Below are 15796 nucleotides of genomic sequence, written 5' to 3'. Positions count from 1 at the left end.
GGAACAAAGTAAAACCTACTTTTGCCACTTCGATTAATCTTTTTTTTCAAAAGGGAAACTCACAAGCTCCCCTTTTTGTTTTATAGGGTATATTTGTTCACTCCACTTCCTGTTATCTGCCTGGCAATAGCCTGACAGATTGACTATGAGAAAATTCCTGCCCGTTTTACCCATAGATTGCGGATAGTTTGTTACCAATTTAAATATAAAAAAGAACATGAACAATTCACTTTACTACCTTCGGTTATTTCTGCTCGCGACGAGCGGAATGTTGCTTTTATGCACAATTTTTGCAATTAATCCTGAACTGGCCAACGGGACTTTCTCCGGAAGGATATGCTGGTTTCATTTTACCGCATTATTATTGGCCGGAAGTGTACTACTTATGGAGTTTACCACCCGAAAAAGCCGTTTTATATTCTCTTTACCGGATGCGCTGCTATTACTTCTGTTCGGTATTGTCTTAATCACTTACGACAAAGACAGGAACCTGCAACCGGAACGTTTCCTTTTTATAGCCCAGCTCATTACACTCTGGTTTATGCTCAGGAGTACGTTGCTGGCACATCAGGAACTCCGTCCCTTTTTCATCACAATCATCATATTTACGGGGATCGTTCCGGCCATATGGGGAATCTGTAGTTTCGGGAACAACGAACCCTCCACACACCCTGTTTTCAGGCTACTCCAGATATCTTTAAAGGCGGAACCGTTTTTCGGTTATATCGCAGTCATCTTCCCTATCTGCCTGAGCACTGTACTCCGGTTTAAAGACTGTGATAAGTTCGCCTGGTGGGAATCCCGCACATTTCTGTTCTACTTTTCCGCCTTTGGGGCAATCTTTATCACAATAGCCTTATTCTCCAACACGAATCACCCGGCATGGATAGTCGCTATTCTTTCGGGCATCTGGGTTTGCTGGATGAGAATGATCGGGTGGAGACAGACAAAAGAGACCATACAACTACATAACAAACTTTTCGCCATCTTTTCTATCGTTCTGTTCGTAATCATCACAGCAATCATACTGGCCGGCAACATTCAAAAGTCCCAGACTGGCGATCGCCGGCTTCTGATCTGGAACATCACGACCAAAGCAATTATGGAGCATCCGATGAGCGGAACAGGAATAGGAGGCTTCCCGACAACGTTCGCCCATGCCCAGGCAAATTACTTCGACACGGAAATCGCTTCCCCTATAGAAAAACAAACGGCAATCTGTCCCCGGTATGCTTATAACGAATACTTGCAAATCGGTGTTGAGCTGGGAATAACGGGATTGCTCCTGTTTGCCCTTTGGCTGGCTTTCTCCCTGTATTACGGCATCAAGCACCGGCAAATAGGAGCATCCGGAGGCGTATTGGCACTCGGAATATTTGCGTTATTTTCCTATCCGCTCCAACTGCCTGCATACTGGGTCTTACTCATGTTCCTGGCAGTGATCTGCGCAACCAACCCGAAACAGAACGAACAACGCGAGCAAAGAAACACCCCTTATATCGGAGCTCTTGCTGCCATCATTGCCTGCGTCCTTTTTTATGGGCAGAAAGATTGCTACTATACCTATAAAGAATGGAAAACGCTTAAAGAGCTATATCAAAACAAAGCGTACGAGCAAGCGGCCGATCAATATGCCAACCTATACCAGCAGCTGTATCACCAAGTCGACTTTTTGTATGAAGGAGCGGAATGTTTCAGCCAGACAGGGCGCCATGACATTGCCATCATCTGGTTAAAAAGAGCCTTGCAGCTAAGTGCAGAACCACAGCTATATTACGCGATCGCCCAAAACAAAGAAGCGCTCCAACAATATGAGTCTGCCGAGCAATACTTACTGGATGTCAACCGGATCCTGCCCGAACAGGGATATACCTATTTCCTGCTGGCAAAACTATACGCAGAACCTTCTTTCTGCCATCCGGATAAATTCCGGATAGCAGCCAAAAGGGTCCTAACCATCCAGCCAAGTGCGCAAAACAATATCACAAAAGAGATGAAAGAGGAAATCATCCAAATCCTGAAACACGAAAATACCTCTATCGAGTAACCGGAACGAACCGTACTTTCAGCGTCTCCTTCTGACCGGCTTTCAGGTCGGCATCGAAAATGATGCGGACGGAACCGGGATTCGGGGCGTCGTAGCTGTGTGACGGTACATTATCGATCACCGAGAAAGAAGCGGAAGAAGGACTGTCAAGAACCAAATGCAGCTTTTTCCCTTCTTTCGTCAGTTCCATCGTATGGGCATCGATCTGTTTCGGAGTGGCGGATGTCACCATCGTCCACCGGACAGAGGCCGGCTTACCGGCAGCCTGTACACGGTCCGTCACCTGCAAATATTGCTCTTTGATTAGGGCCACCTCGCGGGTTGCCTTTTTCAGATCATCCCCGAACAGGGAAGTCATATCCAGGCTGGCTCCTAACTTGGCATCCTTCGTGTAGGTTGCCAGGATAGGGACCGTCCCTTTCACCTGATGCTTCTCACCGTTTACCGTCAGCGTGTTGTGGACAAAGTTGTTATAGCGGAACACATCCCAGCGCTGTCCGTCCTGATTGCTATTCCAGAGGCGCACATTCTCCTTTTCAAGCGAATAGTATTCCTGCATCCCCAAATCCTGCGCCCAGCGTACGCCCAAAGCCTCGAACACGAAAGAACCGGCGTCCATATGGGCATGGTTGGCAGAAGCCGTACCCCCCTTGATCCCGACATAAAAACCTTCTCCCTCATTCCATCCGGTACGGATCAGGGCAACAGGCACCTTTCCGTGTCCGACCCATATTTTCGATACCGGTGGCGTCACCTCTTCCATATTGAAATGCGATCCGTAGATCAGGATGATAGGCAGGAAACGTTCTTCCTCAGCCGTAAAATGAGTATCTCCACGCGTCAGGAATATCTTTTCGTTCCACAGCAAAGAAGGGTCGTTCAGCTTGGAAGCATACCAGAACATCGCCGGAAAAGACTGAGTCGTCTCACGCGCATCGCTGAAATTGAAAGCGAGCCCCGTCGTACCCGCCATATACTGCATAAAACGGGCGGAAGGCATAAAACCTTCGGTCGCACACAATCCGCCGTCCGAACCGAGCGCCGACTCCAACGCGGCAATCAGCATGGCATTGAAGCTCGTCCCATATCCCCAATAATTATATCCTTCCGGATAATTGCCGTCGGGAGCATACACCTTCATTGACAGAGGAACAGACGACATGGCCCGTTCGATAATCCCCGTCGCCACCTTTGAGTCCGACTCCAAAAGAGCAAGGGCGCCATAGACCAATCCGGTATTGCAAACCTGGTTCCAGTTGTTCTCGGCTTTCAGGAACCAGTTATATTGTTCGTCGTTCGACGGGGCGAAACCTTTCTGCAGGATCGCTTCCCGCGCCAGTTTCTTCGTCTCGGGCGACAACCGGTCATACAGCCAGTCGTAACCGATTGCAACGGCCATCGTCATCTCGCCTACATCCAAAAAGTGCGACGGGTTCCAGTCGTCGAACGAGCAAACGGAAACGATCTCCTGTTCGGCACGCAGCCGGTATTTGTCCTCGCCTGTCATCCTGTACACAAACGAAAGATCGAAAATACGTTTCAAGGCTTCCCGGGAAACGGCCAGCAGGCGGCGGCCTTCCTTCTTATAGGTAAGTGTCGGTTTGATCATCAACCGGTCGGCTTCTCCGACAATCTGGTTATAGACACGCTGCATTTCGGGATTCCCCTCCAGGCTTTTCCGTATATCCTGCTCCTCGCCTTGTTTCATCAACAGGCGGGGATGACTCTCCACGCGACTGTAATCGAACGTTTGAGCAACGGAATGCATACCCAGGCACAAAAGCAGGCAGGTTGCAAGAAGAAATAATGTTTTGTTCATGGTCTTAAATGTTATTATAGGAAACAAAAATAAAAATAAAAACGAATCACCTCGGGCTCCCGTCCCGTATTTTTCCGCTCCTGTCCCATATTTTTTCGGACAAGGGCGGTTTTTTTTCGGACGGGAGCAAAAAAAGAGGGTAAAAGCAACGCATCACCGAGGAAGCTATTTTATGTTTAACAGGAGCCTGGCGGTCAATAACCAAAAAGAACCAATCATTATCTTGCACGTTTGAAATATAAGACTTATCTTTGCCGAAATTTTGAAGACAGAGGTTCATGGCACAGAAAGCACATAAGGACAATCCAGCGTACTTTTCCGGTTATATGTCGGACAATGAAGCTCATTTCTTCATTTCTAAGGATTATCGTTTGGTAATATAAGATGCGTTAGTTATTTTTACTAACGCATTTTTTTTGTGCCTCATAATCTGATAAGGCGGTATAACATTCTATAAAATCAATAAATTAAACAACCCAAATTACTATGTCGAAAAGTGGTATCAAAAAGGTGATTGTTCTGGGCTCGGGTGCCCTGAAAATCGGACAGGCCGGCGAGTTTGACTACTCCGGTTCACAAGCATTGAAAGCGCTGAAGGAAGAAGGAATCAGCACAGTATTGCTCAATCCGAACATTGCAACTATTCAAACATCGGAAGGGGTGGCCGATAAGGTATATTTCCTGCCTATCACTCCTTACTTTGTTGAAGAAGTTATCAAAAAAGAACAACCGGACGGTATCCTGCTGGCTTTCGGCGGACAGACTGCCCTGAACTGCGGAACTGAACTGTACACCAGCGGAACGCTGGCCAAATACGGAGTAAAAGTATTAGGTACTTCCGTAGAAGCGATTATGTACACGGAAGACCGCGACCTGTTTGTAAAGAAACTTAACGAGATAGAAGTAAAGACTCCTATCAGCCAGGCTTGCGAAAACCTGGAAGACGTAGTAAAAGCGGCCTACAAGATTGGTTTTCCGGTCATGATCCGTTCGGCTTATGCTTTAGGCGGCATGGGTAGCGGTATCTGTAAAGACGAAGCTGAACTGCGCGCGCTTGCAGAAAGCGCCTTCGCCTACTCTCCGCAGGTATTGGTCGAAGAATCACTGAAGGGCTGGAAGGAAATCGAGTTCGAAGTGATCCGCGACAAGAACGACCATTGCTTCACGGTGGTAAGCATGGAAAACGTCGATCCGTTAGGTGTACATACCGGTGAAAGTATCGTGGTCGCTCCGACTTGCTCACTGACTGAGAAGGAACTGGACCTGCTGAAAGAACTTTCGACGAAGACGATCCGCCACTTGGGTATCGTCGGCGAATGTAACATCCAATATGCTTTCAACTCCGATACATTCGACTATCGTGTGATCGAGGTGAACGCCCGTCTGAGCCGCTCTTCGGCATTGGCATCCAAGGCAAGCGGTTATCCGTTGGCGTTCGTAGCTGCCAAGTTGGCATTGGGCTACAGCCTTGACGAAATCGGCGAAATGGGTACACCGAACTCTGCCTATAAAGCACCGGAAGTCGATTATATGATCGTGAAGATCCCGCGTTGGGACTTGACGAAGTTCGTAGGTGTCAGCCGCCAGATCGGTTCGAGCATGAAATCGGTAGGCGAAATCATGTCGATCGGAAAGAGCTTCGAAGAGATCATGCAGAAGGGTCTGCGTATGATCGGACAGGGAATGCACGGTTTCGTGGGCAACAACGACATCACATTCGACAACCTGGACGATGCACTGGCCAACCCGACCGACCTGCGTATCTTCGCCGTTGCCAAGGCACTGGAAGAAGGTTACACGGTAGAACGCATCCACGAACTGTCCAAGATCACGATGTGGTTCCTGAACGGCTTGAAGAATATCGTAGACTATACGAAAGTACTGTCTTCCTATAATAAGATCGAAGACCTGCCCGAAGAGGTACTGAAAGAAGCAAAACGCCTGGGCTTCTCCGACTTCCAGATCGCCCGTTATGTGGAGCATCCGGAAGGCAATATGGAAAAAGAAAACATCCGCGTGCGCAACCTGCGTAAGAAGATGGGCATCCTGCCGAGCGTGAAACGTATCAACACGATCGCTTCCGAACATCCGGAACTGACCAACTACCTGTATATGACATACGACGGCAGCGAACACGACATCGCTTACTATCCGAACGACAAGAGCGTCGTTATCTTAGGTTCGGGTGCATACCGTATCGGTTCGTCCGTAGAGTTCGACTGGTGTTCGGTTAATGCGGCACAGACGGCCCGCAAGTTGGGTTACAAGTCTATCATGATCAACTATAACCCGGAAACGGTTTCAACGGACTACGACATGTGCGACCGCCTGTACTTCGACGAACTCTCGTTCGAACGCGTACTCGACGTGATGGACCTGGAACTTCCGAAAGGCGTAATCGTATCGGTTGGCGGCCAGATTCCGAACAACCTTGCCATGAAGCTGCACCGTCAGAACGTGCCTATCTTGGGAACTTCCCCGCTGTCGATCGACCGTGCTGAAAACCGCCACAAGTTCTCCGCTATGCTCGATACGTTAGGTATCGACCAGCCGCGTTGGGCCGAGCTGACGAGTATGGAAGAGATCGACGGGTTCATCGAAAAGGTGGGCTTCCCGATCCTGATCCGTCCGTCTTACGTATTGTCAGGCGCTGCCATGAACGTATGTCACAGCAAGGAACAGATGATCGAATTCCTGGATCTGGCAGCCAAGGTATCGAAAGAATATCCGGTTGTCGTTTCCGAATTCCTGCAGGGAGCAAAAGAAATCGAATTCGACGCGGTAGCCATGAACGGCGAAGTGGTCGAATATGCAATCTCCGAACATATCGAGTTTGCCGGTGTCCACTCCGGTGATGCTACACTGGTATTCCCGGCCCAGAAGATTTACTTCGAGACAGCCCGCCGTATCAAGAAGGTCAGCAAGATGATCGCAAAAGAGTTGAACATCAGCGGACCGTTCAACATCCAGTTCTTAGCAAAGAACAACGATGTGAAGGTTATCGAATGTAACCTGCGTGCATCCCGCAGCTTCCCGTTCGTATCGAAGGTGCTGAAACGCAACTTTATCGAAACGGCAACCCGTATCATGCTGGACGCTCCATATACCAAACCGGACAAGAGCGCGTTCGACATCGACTGGATCGGCGTCAAAGCATCCCAGTTCTCATTCGCCCGTCTGCACAAGGCTGACCCTGTATTGGGCGTGGATATGAGTTCTACCGGTGAAGTCGGTTGCATCGGCGACGATTTCGACGAAGCATTGCTTTCCGCCATGATGGCTGTCGGCAACAAGATCCCGCAAAAGAACGTACTCGTTTCTTCAGGGGCTGCCAAGAGCAAAGCCGAACTGCTGGAACCGTGCCATATGCTGGCCGCCAAAGGTTATCATATCTACGGAACAGACGGAACAGCTAAATTCCTGAACGAAAACGGCATCCCTGCAACTGCAGTCTGCTGGCCGGACGAACAGGGCGACCTGAACATCATGGATATGTTCAGCCAGCACGTGTTCGAACTGGTTGTAAATATCCCGAAAGACCACAGCAAGCGCGAGCTGACCAATGGCTATAAGATCCGTCGTGCAGCGATCGATCATAACATCCCGTTGATCACCAACGCCCGCCTGGCAAGCGCCTTCATCGGAGCTTTCTGCAATATGGGAGAAAAAGACATCCAGATTAAGAGCTGGCAGGAATACAAATAATAGAGATTTTAACTATATTTGCCGCTGAAAAGCGGATACAAAGGGCTGTATGCGATCGTGCTTACAGCCCTTTTAATTCTCTACAAAATATAAAACTCGTTTAGACTGCAATGTATAGACTACTGAACATCCTTATTGTTATGCTGTTCACGGCTCATGCCGTGTGCGCTTCAGTAGCTATTCCCTATGTTTTTGTCAAGAACTATACGGTCGACGATTATAAGGCAAGCTGCCAGAACTGGGGCTTTTCGCTGACGCCGGACGGTATGCTGTATGCTGCCAATAACTCCGGATTGCTTGCGTTCGACGGAAATACATGGAAACTGTATTCCTTGCCCGGGCAGGAAGAGGTGACCGGTGTAACCTATTACAACGATACGATCTATACACGCAATGCGACCATGTTAGGCGGCTGGACACGCGACACGGACGGTATCCTTCATTATCATCTGCTGACCACCGTTCCGCCGGAAATCCGGTTCGACCCTCCGCCAGTCGAAATACCTTTTACGTTACCGAAAGAAATCGAGGACGCACATCCCAGTGCTTTTGCGACGAACGGAACATACTTCTTTATCGGCACCCTGACGCAAGGGCTGTTTATCACCTCGCCCGACGGGACAATTCTCCAACATTTATCTTTGCAGAACCAGTTGCAAGACAATATCGTCCGTTTTATCTGTGTACAGGATTCCCGGCAAATCTGGGTAGCCTTAGATAACGGATTGACCCAAATCACCTTCGAGCCCCCAATCGCGTTGTTGGGTAAAAGAAGTTCGATAGGCAAACTGACCAACGCCGGTCTCGACGGGGAAGAGCTGTATATCCAAACCAATCTCGGCTACTTCAAACGTCCGCTGATAGCGGGAAATGTATTCACCCCGATCAGCGAAACAGAAGCACTGCCTTATCTCAAAACAGAAAAGGCGCCCATTCCCACGATCAAACAGCTATTCCGCGATACGGAAGCGTTGGGCATATTTGCACAGGCCGAACATGTCTATCCGGCTGGCGACGATCTTTACTGGTTATCGATTGACAACGAAGCCGCGCTGTTCCATGTGGCGGACGGCATCGGCACACTAAAATGCCGCCTTCTCTTCGACAACTACAACATGAACCTTGTCACACGAGGCAGGCGGATCATCCCCTTGAATGATTCGCTGGTATTGGTTTCCGCCATGCAAGGGACTTTGCTCATTAACATCCGGGAACTGATCGGGAACAGTCTCAGCAGTGCGCCCCTGTCTGTTTCCCAACTGGAATATATCGATTCGTCCGGGAGCCATAATTTGCCGCTCTCTTCCCAAAAGATATCACTCCCGTATAACTTCCAGGAACTTAATGTCTGGATCGGGACTACCATATTCACTTCCAACCACCAGATCAGCTACAAGATCGAAGGCGTATCGTCCGATTGGTCGGCCTGGCAACACGACGGAAGAATCTCTTTCTTGCAGCTGCCGGAAGGGCATTACCAACTGAAAGTGCGTAAGTATGTCATCAAAGGTCCGTATCCGGAGCTATCCCTGTCGATAGAAGTCCGCCCTCCCTGGTACAATACGGTATGGGCATGGCTGCTCTATATTGCTTTAGTCTGGGCTATCGTGCAAACTGCGCTCCGTTACAACCTGAAGAACCTGCACAAGGAAGAACAGGAAAAAGTCGAAGCCGAACGCCAGGCCGAGCAGCAAAGGATGCAGGAAATGAAAAACCGGATGCTCGAGGCCGAACTTCAGAACAAAAACTACGAACTGACGTTGCAGACAACAGCCCTTGTCAAACGCAACCAGGCTGTCCAAACCCTGCTGGAAGAACTCGAGAAACAAAAGGAGGTATTAGGCGAACGCTATCCAAACAAACTCTACAGCCGGATGAAAACCTTAATGGAAGAAACGCTGAACGACCAGGCGGACTGGGTCCTGTTTGAAAGCTATTTCAACAGCGCACACCAAAACTTCATGGACCGCCTGCGCCAACAATATGCAGACATCACGGTCGGCGACCTCCGTATCTGCTGCCTGCTTCGCATGAATCTTTCCACAAAGGAGATCGCCTCCCTTATGAATGTGTCCATACGGGCGATTGAACTGCGGCGTTATCGCCTCAGAAAGCGTTTAGGATTGGAAGGAGACACGAATCTCGTTGATTTTCTAATGAATTTCTAAAAATATAATCTCAGAAAAGCCTTTCCCGTATTTAATTATATATTAAATAATTAAGCATGACAAGAAAGGTAATGAGAAAGTGTTGTAGTACTATTTCACCCCTCTCAAAAAGCTTGCGCAAGCAGTGTAGTAGCCCTTTTTTGTACGCGCTTATATAATTATCTTTCCTTTGCATCCAAAATCTAATTTTTTAGACATGATGAAACACGAACTGGAAGATCAACTAAAGGCGTTTGAGAAAAAAGGTATCGACCGCCGGCATTTTTTCAAACTAATGGCAATGGCCGGATTACTGACTGCTGCAAGTACACAAAAAGCAAAAGCATTCTCAAGCAATGCGAAAGGTAAAATTGTTATTATCGGTGGCGGTGCTGCCGGTATCAGCATGGCTGCCCGTTTAAAGAGCTGGCTGGACAAGCCGGATATCACATTGATCGATCCCAGTGACCGTCAGTTTTATCAGCCGGGTTTCACCCTGATCGCATCAGGCGTTTACCAACCTAACGATGTCTGGAAAAAGCAGGAAGACTGTATGCCCAGCGATATCAAATGGATTAAAGACTCTGTTACCGCCGTCGATCCGGTATGGAACCAGGTAACAACTCAAAATAACGGAAAGATCGCCTACGACTTTCTGGTCCTGACCCCCGGAATCCAGACAAACTGGGAAAAGGTGGAAGGTATCACGCACGATACGTTAGGACAAGGCAACGCATATAGCATTTACGACTTCGAAGGTGCACAGAAAACATGGAAAGGTCTGCAGGAATTCTCCAAGACCGGCGGACGCGGTATCTTTACAGACACTTATACGAAACATAAATGCGGAGGCGCTCCGAAAAAGATTTGTCTGTTGACAGAACACTATAACCGCAAGCAGGGAACACGCGATAAAGTGGATTTGAACTATTATACAGCTTCCAAAGAGTTATATGATATTCCCTACTTCACCCCCCGCCTGCTGGAAATTTATAAGGAACGCAATGTCCCTATCAACCTGAACGTACGTGTAAAAGGGGTGGATACATCCGCTAAACAGGTCCATTTCGAGAAGATAGAGACGGTTGGCGACCAGAAGGTCTACACACCGTTTGTTGAAGACTACGATTTCCTGCATTTCACACCGCCAATGTCAGCCCCGGATTTCGTAAAAGAAGCCGGCTTGGGATGGACAGAAGGCAAATTAGCTGCCGACGGTTGGGTCATGGTGGACAAAGAGACGCTGGTACACAAGACATATCCGAATATCGTTTCCCTCGGAGACGTAGCCGGAATCCCGACCAGTAAGACATCCGCCGCAGTCCGCAAGCAAGTGCCTATTGCAGCCAAGAACCTGATCTCGCTGATGGAAGGCAAGGAACCCGTAGAAAAGTACGACGGCTACGCAGCTTGCCCGATCGTAACAGACTACGGACACGTCCTGCTCTGCGAGTTCAACTATAAAAAAGAACAGGAAAGTTCATTCCCGTTCTCCATGATGAATCCGTCAAAAGAACTTTGGGCAGCATGGCTGTTGAAAGTTTATTTCCTGAAACCCATGTATTTCTATGGAATGTTGAACGGATGGGCTTGACAACCAAAAACAACTCCCTATAATAAAATGCCAAACTGAAAGTCCCCCGGCTCGCTTGTAAGAGTCCGGGGGAATTTTATAATACCCTGTCTTGTTTTTTCATTAAAAATCAATAATTAATAGACAATCCCTTTAGTTTCAAAGTCACAAAGCCGATCATTGTTTCTTTTTTTTGCATACATTTGTCGAAAGATTTAAATATATGTAATATTTAAACGCTTTGGGCAAATACATCCGATAGCTATTACATAAGTAATTTTATTGTCAATAAAAATAGGGAATCATGGAACAAGATAAGGAGACCTCCTCTAATGAAGATAATGCATCCTTTGAGGAAGAGATATCCAAACTCATACAAGAGCAGCTCCTGTTCACGGAAAGCATATACAACAGACTGCCTATAAGCATTGAGGTTTATGATGCCAACGGTGTTTTACGCAGCATAAACGACCATGCGTTACATATGTATGGAGTCGAGGACCGGAACACGGTTGTTAACTTTGTCAATCTTTTCAAGAGTCCCTATGTCGATGACCAGCTAAGAGCTAAGATACAAAGCGGCAAAGAAATTGTCAGGCTCGAGTTCGAATATGATTTCGAACGGATAAAGAACAATGCCTACTTTGCCACCAACAACCAGGACACGATGATTTACGATGTCCGGATAATTCCCATCCTAAGTAAGAACGGGGCGGTTATCGGGCATATACTCTTATCCAACGATGTCACAGCTATAAAAGACGCGGAATTCCATACGGAAGAGACTAAAAAAGACTTAGAGCTGGCCATGAATACGGCCAATATGTCTTCCTGGGTATATGATGTGCACAAAAAGGTATTCGAGCCATTATACGGCGATACGGTAATAAAAGGCACAACACCAATCGAAGAACTTTTATTGATACTACATCCTCAGGATCATCAGCTGTTAATGCAAAGCCTTACGCTGCTAATCAACAAGAAAATCGAACGGCAGCAGATAACGGTACGTTTTTACAACGCACAGGAACAGCAATACCGCTATTACGAGAGCATGATGCGATTGTCCACCGAGCATTGGGGGAAACTGCAGGTTGTCGGCACACAGTTAGATGTAACAGAGAAGGTACGAATGGCAAAAAAGACACAGGATCTGATTGCCAAGCGTGAGCTGACCATGAAAGTCAGTAATATCGTCCATTGGGACTTCGACGTAAAAACCCAAAAATTCGAATCTTACAATGATCCCATAAACGATTATACTTCCAACAGACTATTAACCCTGTCGGAATATCTGGATGTCATACATCCGGAAGACCGTACCTCTTTTAGTGACGCAATAGCGCCTATGTTGGAAGGGAAAGACCTGACAGTCTATTTCACATGCCGTATGCAGACCAAATACGACAAGTCATGGCAATACTGCGACTTTACCGCAGTTCCTTTCGAGAAAGACGAGAATGGCTATATCACACATTTCACCGGCTTCCGGCAAAACATCCCGCAACTTCAGAAGTTGAACAGGGAACAGCAAGAAATGATCAAAGAGCTGAAAGAGCTGAAAGAAAAGGCGGAACTTTCCGACCGGCTTAAGTCTGCTTTCCTTGCCAACATGAGCCATGAGATACGCACTCCGCTGAATGCGATCGTCGGTTTTTCCGAGCTGATGACATCATGCAACGATCCGGAAGAAAAAAACATGTACATAAACATCATAAAGTCCAACAACGAGTTATTGTTGAGATTGATCAATGATATCCTTGACCTTTCCAAAATAGAAGCAGGAATACTCGAACGTAAAATCGAAAGGTTCAACCTGGCAACCGTTTCAGACGAACTATATGCCTGTGTTCTGCCGAAAATAACAAATCCGGGTGTTAAGCTCTGCCAGGATAAAGCCGAGGCAAGTTGCTGGGTTACATTAGACAGGAACCGCCTCATCCAAGTATGGATGAACTTCCTCACCAATGCGATAAAATACACGAAGTCCGGACATATCAAGATGGGATATTCCATTGAAGGGAATGGTGTCCGGATATATGTTGAAGACACCGGCATCGGCATTCCGCAGGAATCGCACGACAAAGTGTTTGCCCGGTTTGAGAAGATCAATGAATTTGTGCAGGGGACAGGGCTCGGATTGGCTATTTCCAAAGCAATTGTCGAAACGGCGGGAGGTTCAATCAGTTTCAGTTCGACTCCCGGTACCGGCTCTACATTCTGGGCATGGGTACCTTGTGAAACAAATATACAGGAAGAATAAACAAAAGCGTTTATTCTTCCTGCATCTTATGATAATACCGGGGCGTATAGTCCGGCAACAGTTCCGGATGAAACACCCAAATCAAGTCTTTCAGCAAATAATCGGGATGTAGGGGAAACTCTTCGTAATAAGGCACTACACCTGTATTGCAAGCATAAATCCGGCGGTTCTTAAACGCATCAAAGTTCTCGTAAGGCGTATATTCGGAACGCAAGTCCCCATAGGTCATATCTTTGGACTGGTTATATTTAATCAACCATAGATCGGCATGTATCGCCCGGTCGAGCACCGTCTCGAAAGCTAACGGCGTGCTTCCGGCTCCGGGAAGATCGGTAAATATATAATCGGCTCCGGCGTCCTTATACAAATTGGCAACATAGCTTTCCCCGGAAGGCATAAACCAGGAAGAGCCGAATTTCTTTTCGGAGATAACGCTTGGACGAGGCATATCCGCCGTCACCAGCTCTTTCAGGTCGAGATAACTTTTCTCGGTAACCCGGAAGATAGAATCCGCCTTTGCCTCCTTACCGAACAACATTCCGTAGAAACGAATCCACTCGGTACGTCCCAACGGCAGTGATTCCATATAATCGGCGCCTTCGATAATGGGAATACCCAACTTCTCGACAGGACCATAACCGCTATTCTGGAAAGGGGAAACAAGGACAAGCTCCGCTCCTTTATCGATCATCAGCTCAACATTCGGTGCCGTCGCCTCTCCCATGTCGGCAATCCGTCCCACTTTCAACCCTTCCTGGATAGAGGGCGTATCCATATAGCGGGGTTCACAGACACCGATAATCCGCCCGGTTTCTCCCAACTGGTCGATAACCGCAGCATGCACGGATGTGTAGACCACTATATTCTGCACCGGTACTTGCACGACTGTTCCTTTCGGAAGATTCCCGGGAACAGGTTTCTCCCGGTCTACCAGCAGGTAACGCTGCAACAGGCGTGTACTGTCCCAAGGATCACGCACATCAACCGAGGTATAATCGTTGAAATGATGAACGGTAAAGCCCTGGGCGTAGCGGATGGTGTCGGAGGAAAGGGATTCTTCCGTGTGAGGCTTTTTGGGTTGCGAACAAGCCACAACCCAAAAAGTCAATAAGAAGCAAACAAGATTCCTCATTGGAAAATATCTTATTTCTGTTCAGTTAAAAAGTAAGCTCCCATCGGGTTCAAGCCAGACAAAGCCAATTGATTGATCAACTTTCCTTCAGAAGAAAAGATAAACATATCTCCTGTACTGGTATAATCAGAAGTTCCAATATAAACATTACCGGTCACAGGATCAGAGCTCATACAATATGTATTGTCCAATTTTGTCCCGTCTGTGATAAAGCTTTTATCTTCCAGGTTGCCCTTTTTAATGTCATACACTTTAAAATCATAATCTGTCACCACCCAGTTCTCCTGTTTGGCACTATAAATATAGATTTTATCACCACATACGGTAGAAACAAGCTGACTATTCTTTTCGATCACCTTCGAGTCACCGGTTGCCACATTCAGACGCTGCAATTCATTACCGATATTTCCATAGTTACCTAAAGAAAGAACATATAAATTGCCTTCGTCATCCTTCTGTACAGTCTTCGGATTGATTGTAACAACAATAGAACCTGTTACTTCAAATGTATTTGCGTCTACTACAGATAAAGTAGAATCCTGCACCTCATTATATCCTCCTGAATTTGCGACATACAACTTTCCATTCAATTCGCAAACACCTTCCGGGTTAGGACCGACTTTCACTTTCTTCACGATCTCCATAGAAGTAGTATCGATACAAGCCAGATGCCCGTCGAACAATGTTACATAGACCTTTCCGCCGGCAGCAGTAAGCATACGGGGCTGCTGCGGCTGGTTAGACTCATCCTTCGGGCTGATTGTTTTTAAAGACTTGCCGGACAAATCTGTAACTTCAATTGTTGCAGAGGTGTTCACTGCGATATACATCTTAGAACCGTAAATAAGCATATCGTTAGCCGTATCGCCAAGGCCACGCCCATTCGCTGCAGCAAAGACTTTAGTCGTCAGTTCTTTTGTCTCCGGATTATAATAATCCAGAGTAGCATTATTACTATTCATCTTACCGGCATTCAAAAGATAAACGCCAGTCGTAGAAGTTTCAGCCGGGACATCCGGCTTCGGATCATCATCGTTATCACAAGAAACAAACGGCACTGCCATCAAAGAGCATAATGCAAATAATAAATACTTCTTTTTCATTCCACTT

At 47.2% G+C, this 15796-nt stretch carries 8 protein-coding genes; 5 read left to right on the top strand and 3 right to left on the bottom strand.

Annotated features, from left to right (window positions below; translation table 11 throughout):
- Nucleotides 1–217: 217 nt before the first annotated feature.
- Nucleotides 218–2047: an O-antigen ligase family protein gene (locus tag DWU89_RS10990; protein WP_115499697.1), complete on the top strand. Its 1830-nt coding sequence runs from the start codon at nucleotides 218–220 to the stop codon at nucleotides 2045–2047.
- Here the strand turns inward: DWU89_RS10990 and DWU89_RS10985 are convergent.
- Nucleotides 2037–3866, bottom strand: coding sequence for a heparinase II/III domain-containing protein (locus DWU89_RS10985; RefSeq protein WP_115499696.1), 1830 nt, complete (start codon nucleotides 3864–3866; stop codon nucleotides 2037–2039). The genes DWU89_RS10990 and DWU89_RS10985 overlap by 11 nt on opposite strands.
- Nucleotides 3867–4352: 486 nt before the next feature.
- On the opposite strand from DWU89_RS10985, the gene carB reads away from it, so the two are divergent.
- The 4 genes from carB (at nucleotide 4353) to DWU89_RS10960 (ending at nucleotide 13554) form a co-directional block, all read left to right on the top strand.
- Nucleotides 4353–7571 carry a carbamoyl-phosphate synthase (glutamine-hydrolyzing) large subunit gene (gene carB / locus DWU89_RS10975; RefSeq protein WP_115499694.1) on the top strand — a complete coding sequence of 1073 codons (3219 nt, stop codon included), beginning with the start codon at nucleotides 4353–4355 and terminating at the stop codon, nucleotides 7569–7571.
- Nucleotides 7572–7681: 110 nt separating this feature from the next.
- Nucleotides 7682–9739, top strand: a complete 2058-nt coding sequence (locus tag DWU89_RS10970; protein ID WP_115499693.1) for a triple tyrosine motif-containing protein — start codon at nucleotides 7682–7684, stop codon at nucleotides 9737–9739.
- Nucleotides 9740–9935: 196 nt separating this feature from the next.
- Entirely contained in the window at nucleotides 9936–11312 is a 1377-nt protein-coding gene (locus DWU89_RS10965) for an NAD(P)/FAD-dependent oxidoreductase (protein WP_115499692.1), read from the top strand.
- A 283-nt stretch (nucleotides 11313–11595) separates the two neighbouring features.
- Nucleotides 11596–13554, top strand: a complete 1959-nt coding sequence (locus DWU89_RS10960; protein ID WP_115499691.1) for an ATP-binding protein — start codon at nucleotides 11596–11598, stop codon at nucleotides 13552–13554.
- A 10-nt stretch (nucleotides 13555–13564) separates the two neighbouring features.
- On the opposite strand, the gene DWU89_RS10955 is transcribed toward DWU89_RS10960, so the two are convergent.
- Nucleotides 13565–14686, bottom strand: coding sequence for an ABC transporter substrate-binding protein (locus DWU89_RS10955; protein ID WP_115499690.1), 1122 nt, complete (start codon nucleotides 14684–14686; stop codon nucleotides 13565–13567).
- Between the two features lie 11 nt (nucleotides 14687–14697).
- On the bottom strand, nucleotides 14698–15789 hold the full coding sequence (locus DWU89_RS10950; protein WP_147292113.1) for a YncE family protein: 1092 nt from the start codon (nucleotides 15787–15789) through the stop codon (nucleotides 14698–14700).
- Nucleotides 15790–15796 lie beyond the last annotated feature (7 nt).

This window comes from Parabacteroides acidifaciens, assembly GCF_003363715.1.
Taxonomy (GTDB): Bacteria; Bacteroidota; Bacteroidia; order Bacteroidales; family Tannerellaceae; genus Parabacteroides; species Parabacteroides acidifaciens.
This window is presented reverse-complemented; position numbering and strand designations above follow the sequence as displayed.

Excerpts from the sequence above, each read along its gene's own strand:
- DWU89_RS10990 (WP_115499697.1), top strand. The coding sequence starts at position 218 with ATGAACAATTCACTTTACTACCTTCGGTTATTTCTGCTCGCGACGAGC.
- DWU89_RS10985 (WP_115499696.1), bottom strand. The coding sequence starts at position 3,866 with ATGAACAAAACATTATTTCTTCTTGCAACCTGCCTGCTTTTGTGCCTG.
- carB (WP_115499694.1), top strand. The coding sequence starts at position 4,353 with ATGTCGAAAAGTGGTATCAAAAAGGTGATTGTTCTGGGCTCGGGTGCC.
- DWU89_RS10970 (WP_115499693.1), top strand. The coding sequence starts at position 7,682 with ATGTATAGACTACTGAACATCCTTATTGTTATGCTGTTCACGGCTCAT.
- DWU89_RS10965 (WP_115499692.1), top strand. The coding sequence starts at position 9,936 with ATGATGAAACACGAACTGGAAGATCAACTAAAGGCGTTTGAGAAAAAA.
- DWU89_RS10960 (WP_115499691.1), top strand. The coding sequence starts at position 11,596 with ATGGAACAAGATAAGGAGACCTCCTCTAATGAAGATAATGCATCCTTT.
- DWU89_RS10955 (WP_115499690.1), bottom strand. The coding sequence starts at position 14,686 with ATGAGGAATCTTGTTTGCTTCTTATTGACTTTTTGGGTTGTGGCTTGT.
- DWU89_RS10950 (WP_147292113.1), bottom strand. The coding sequence starts at position 15,789 with ATGAAAAAGAAGTATTTATTATTTGCATTATGCTCTTTGATGGCAGTG.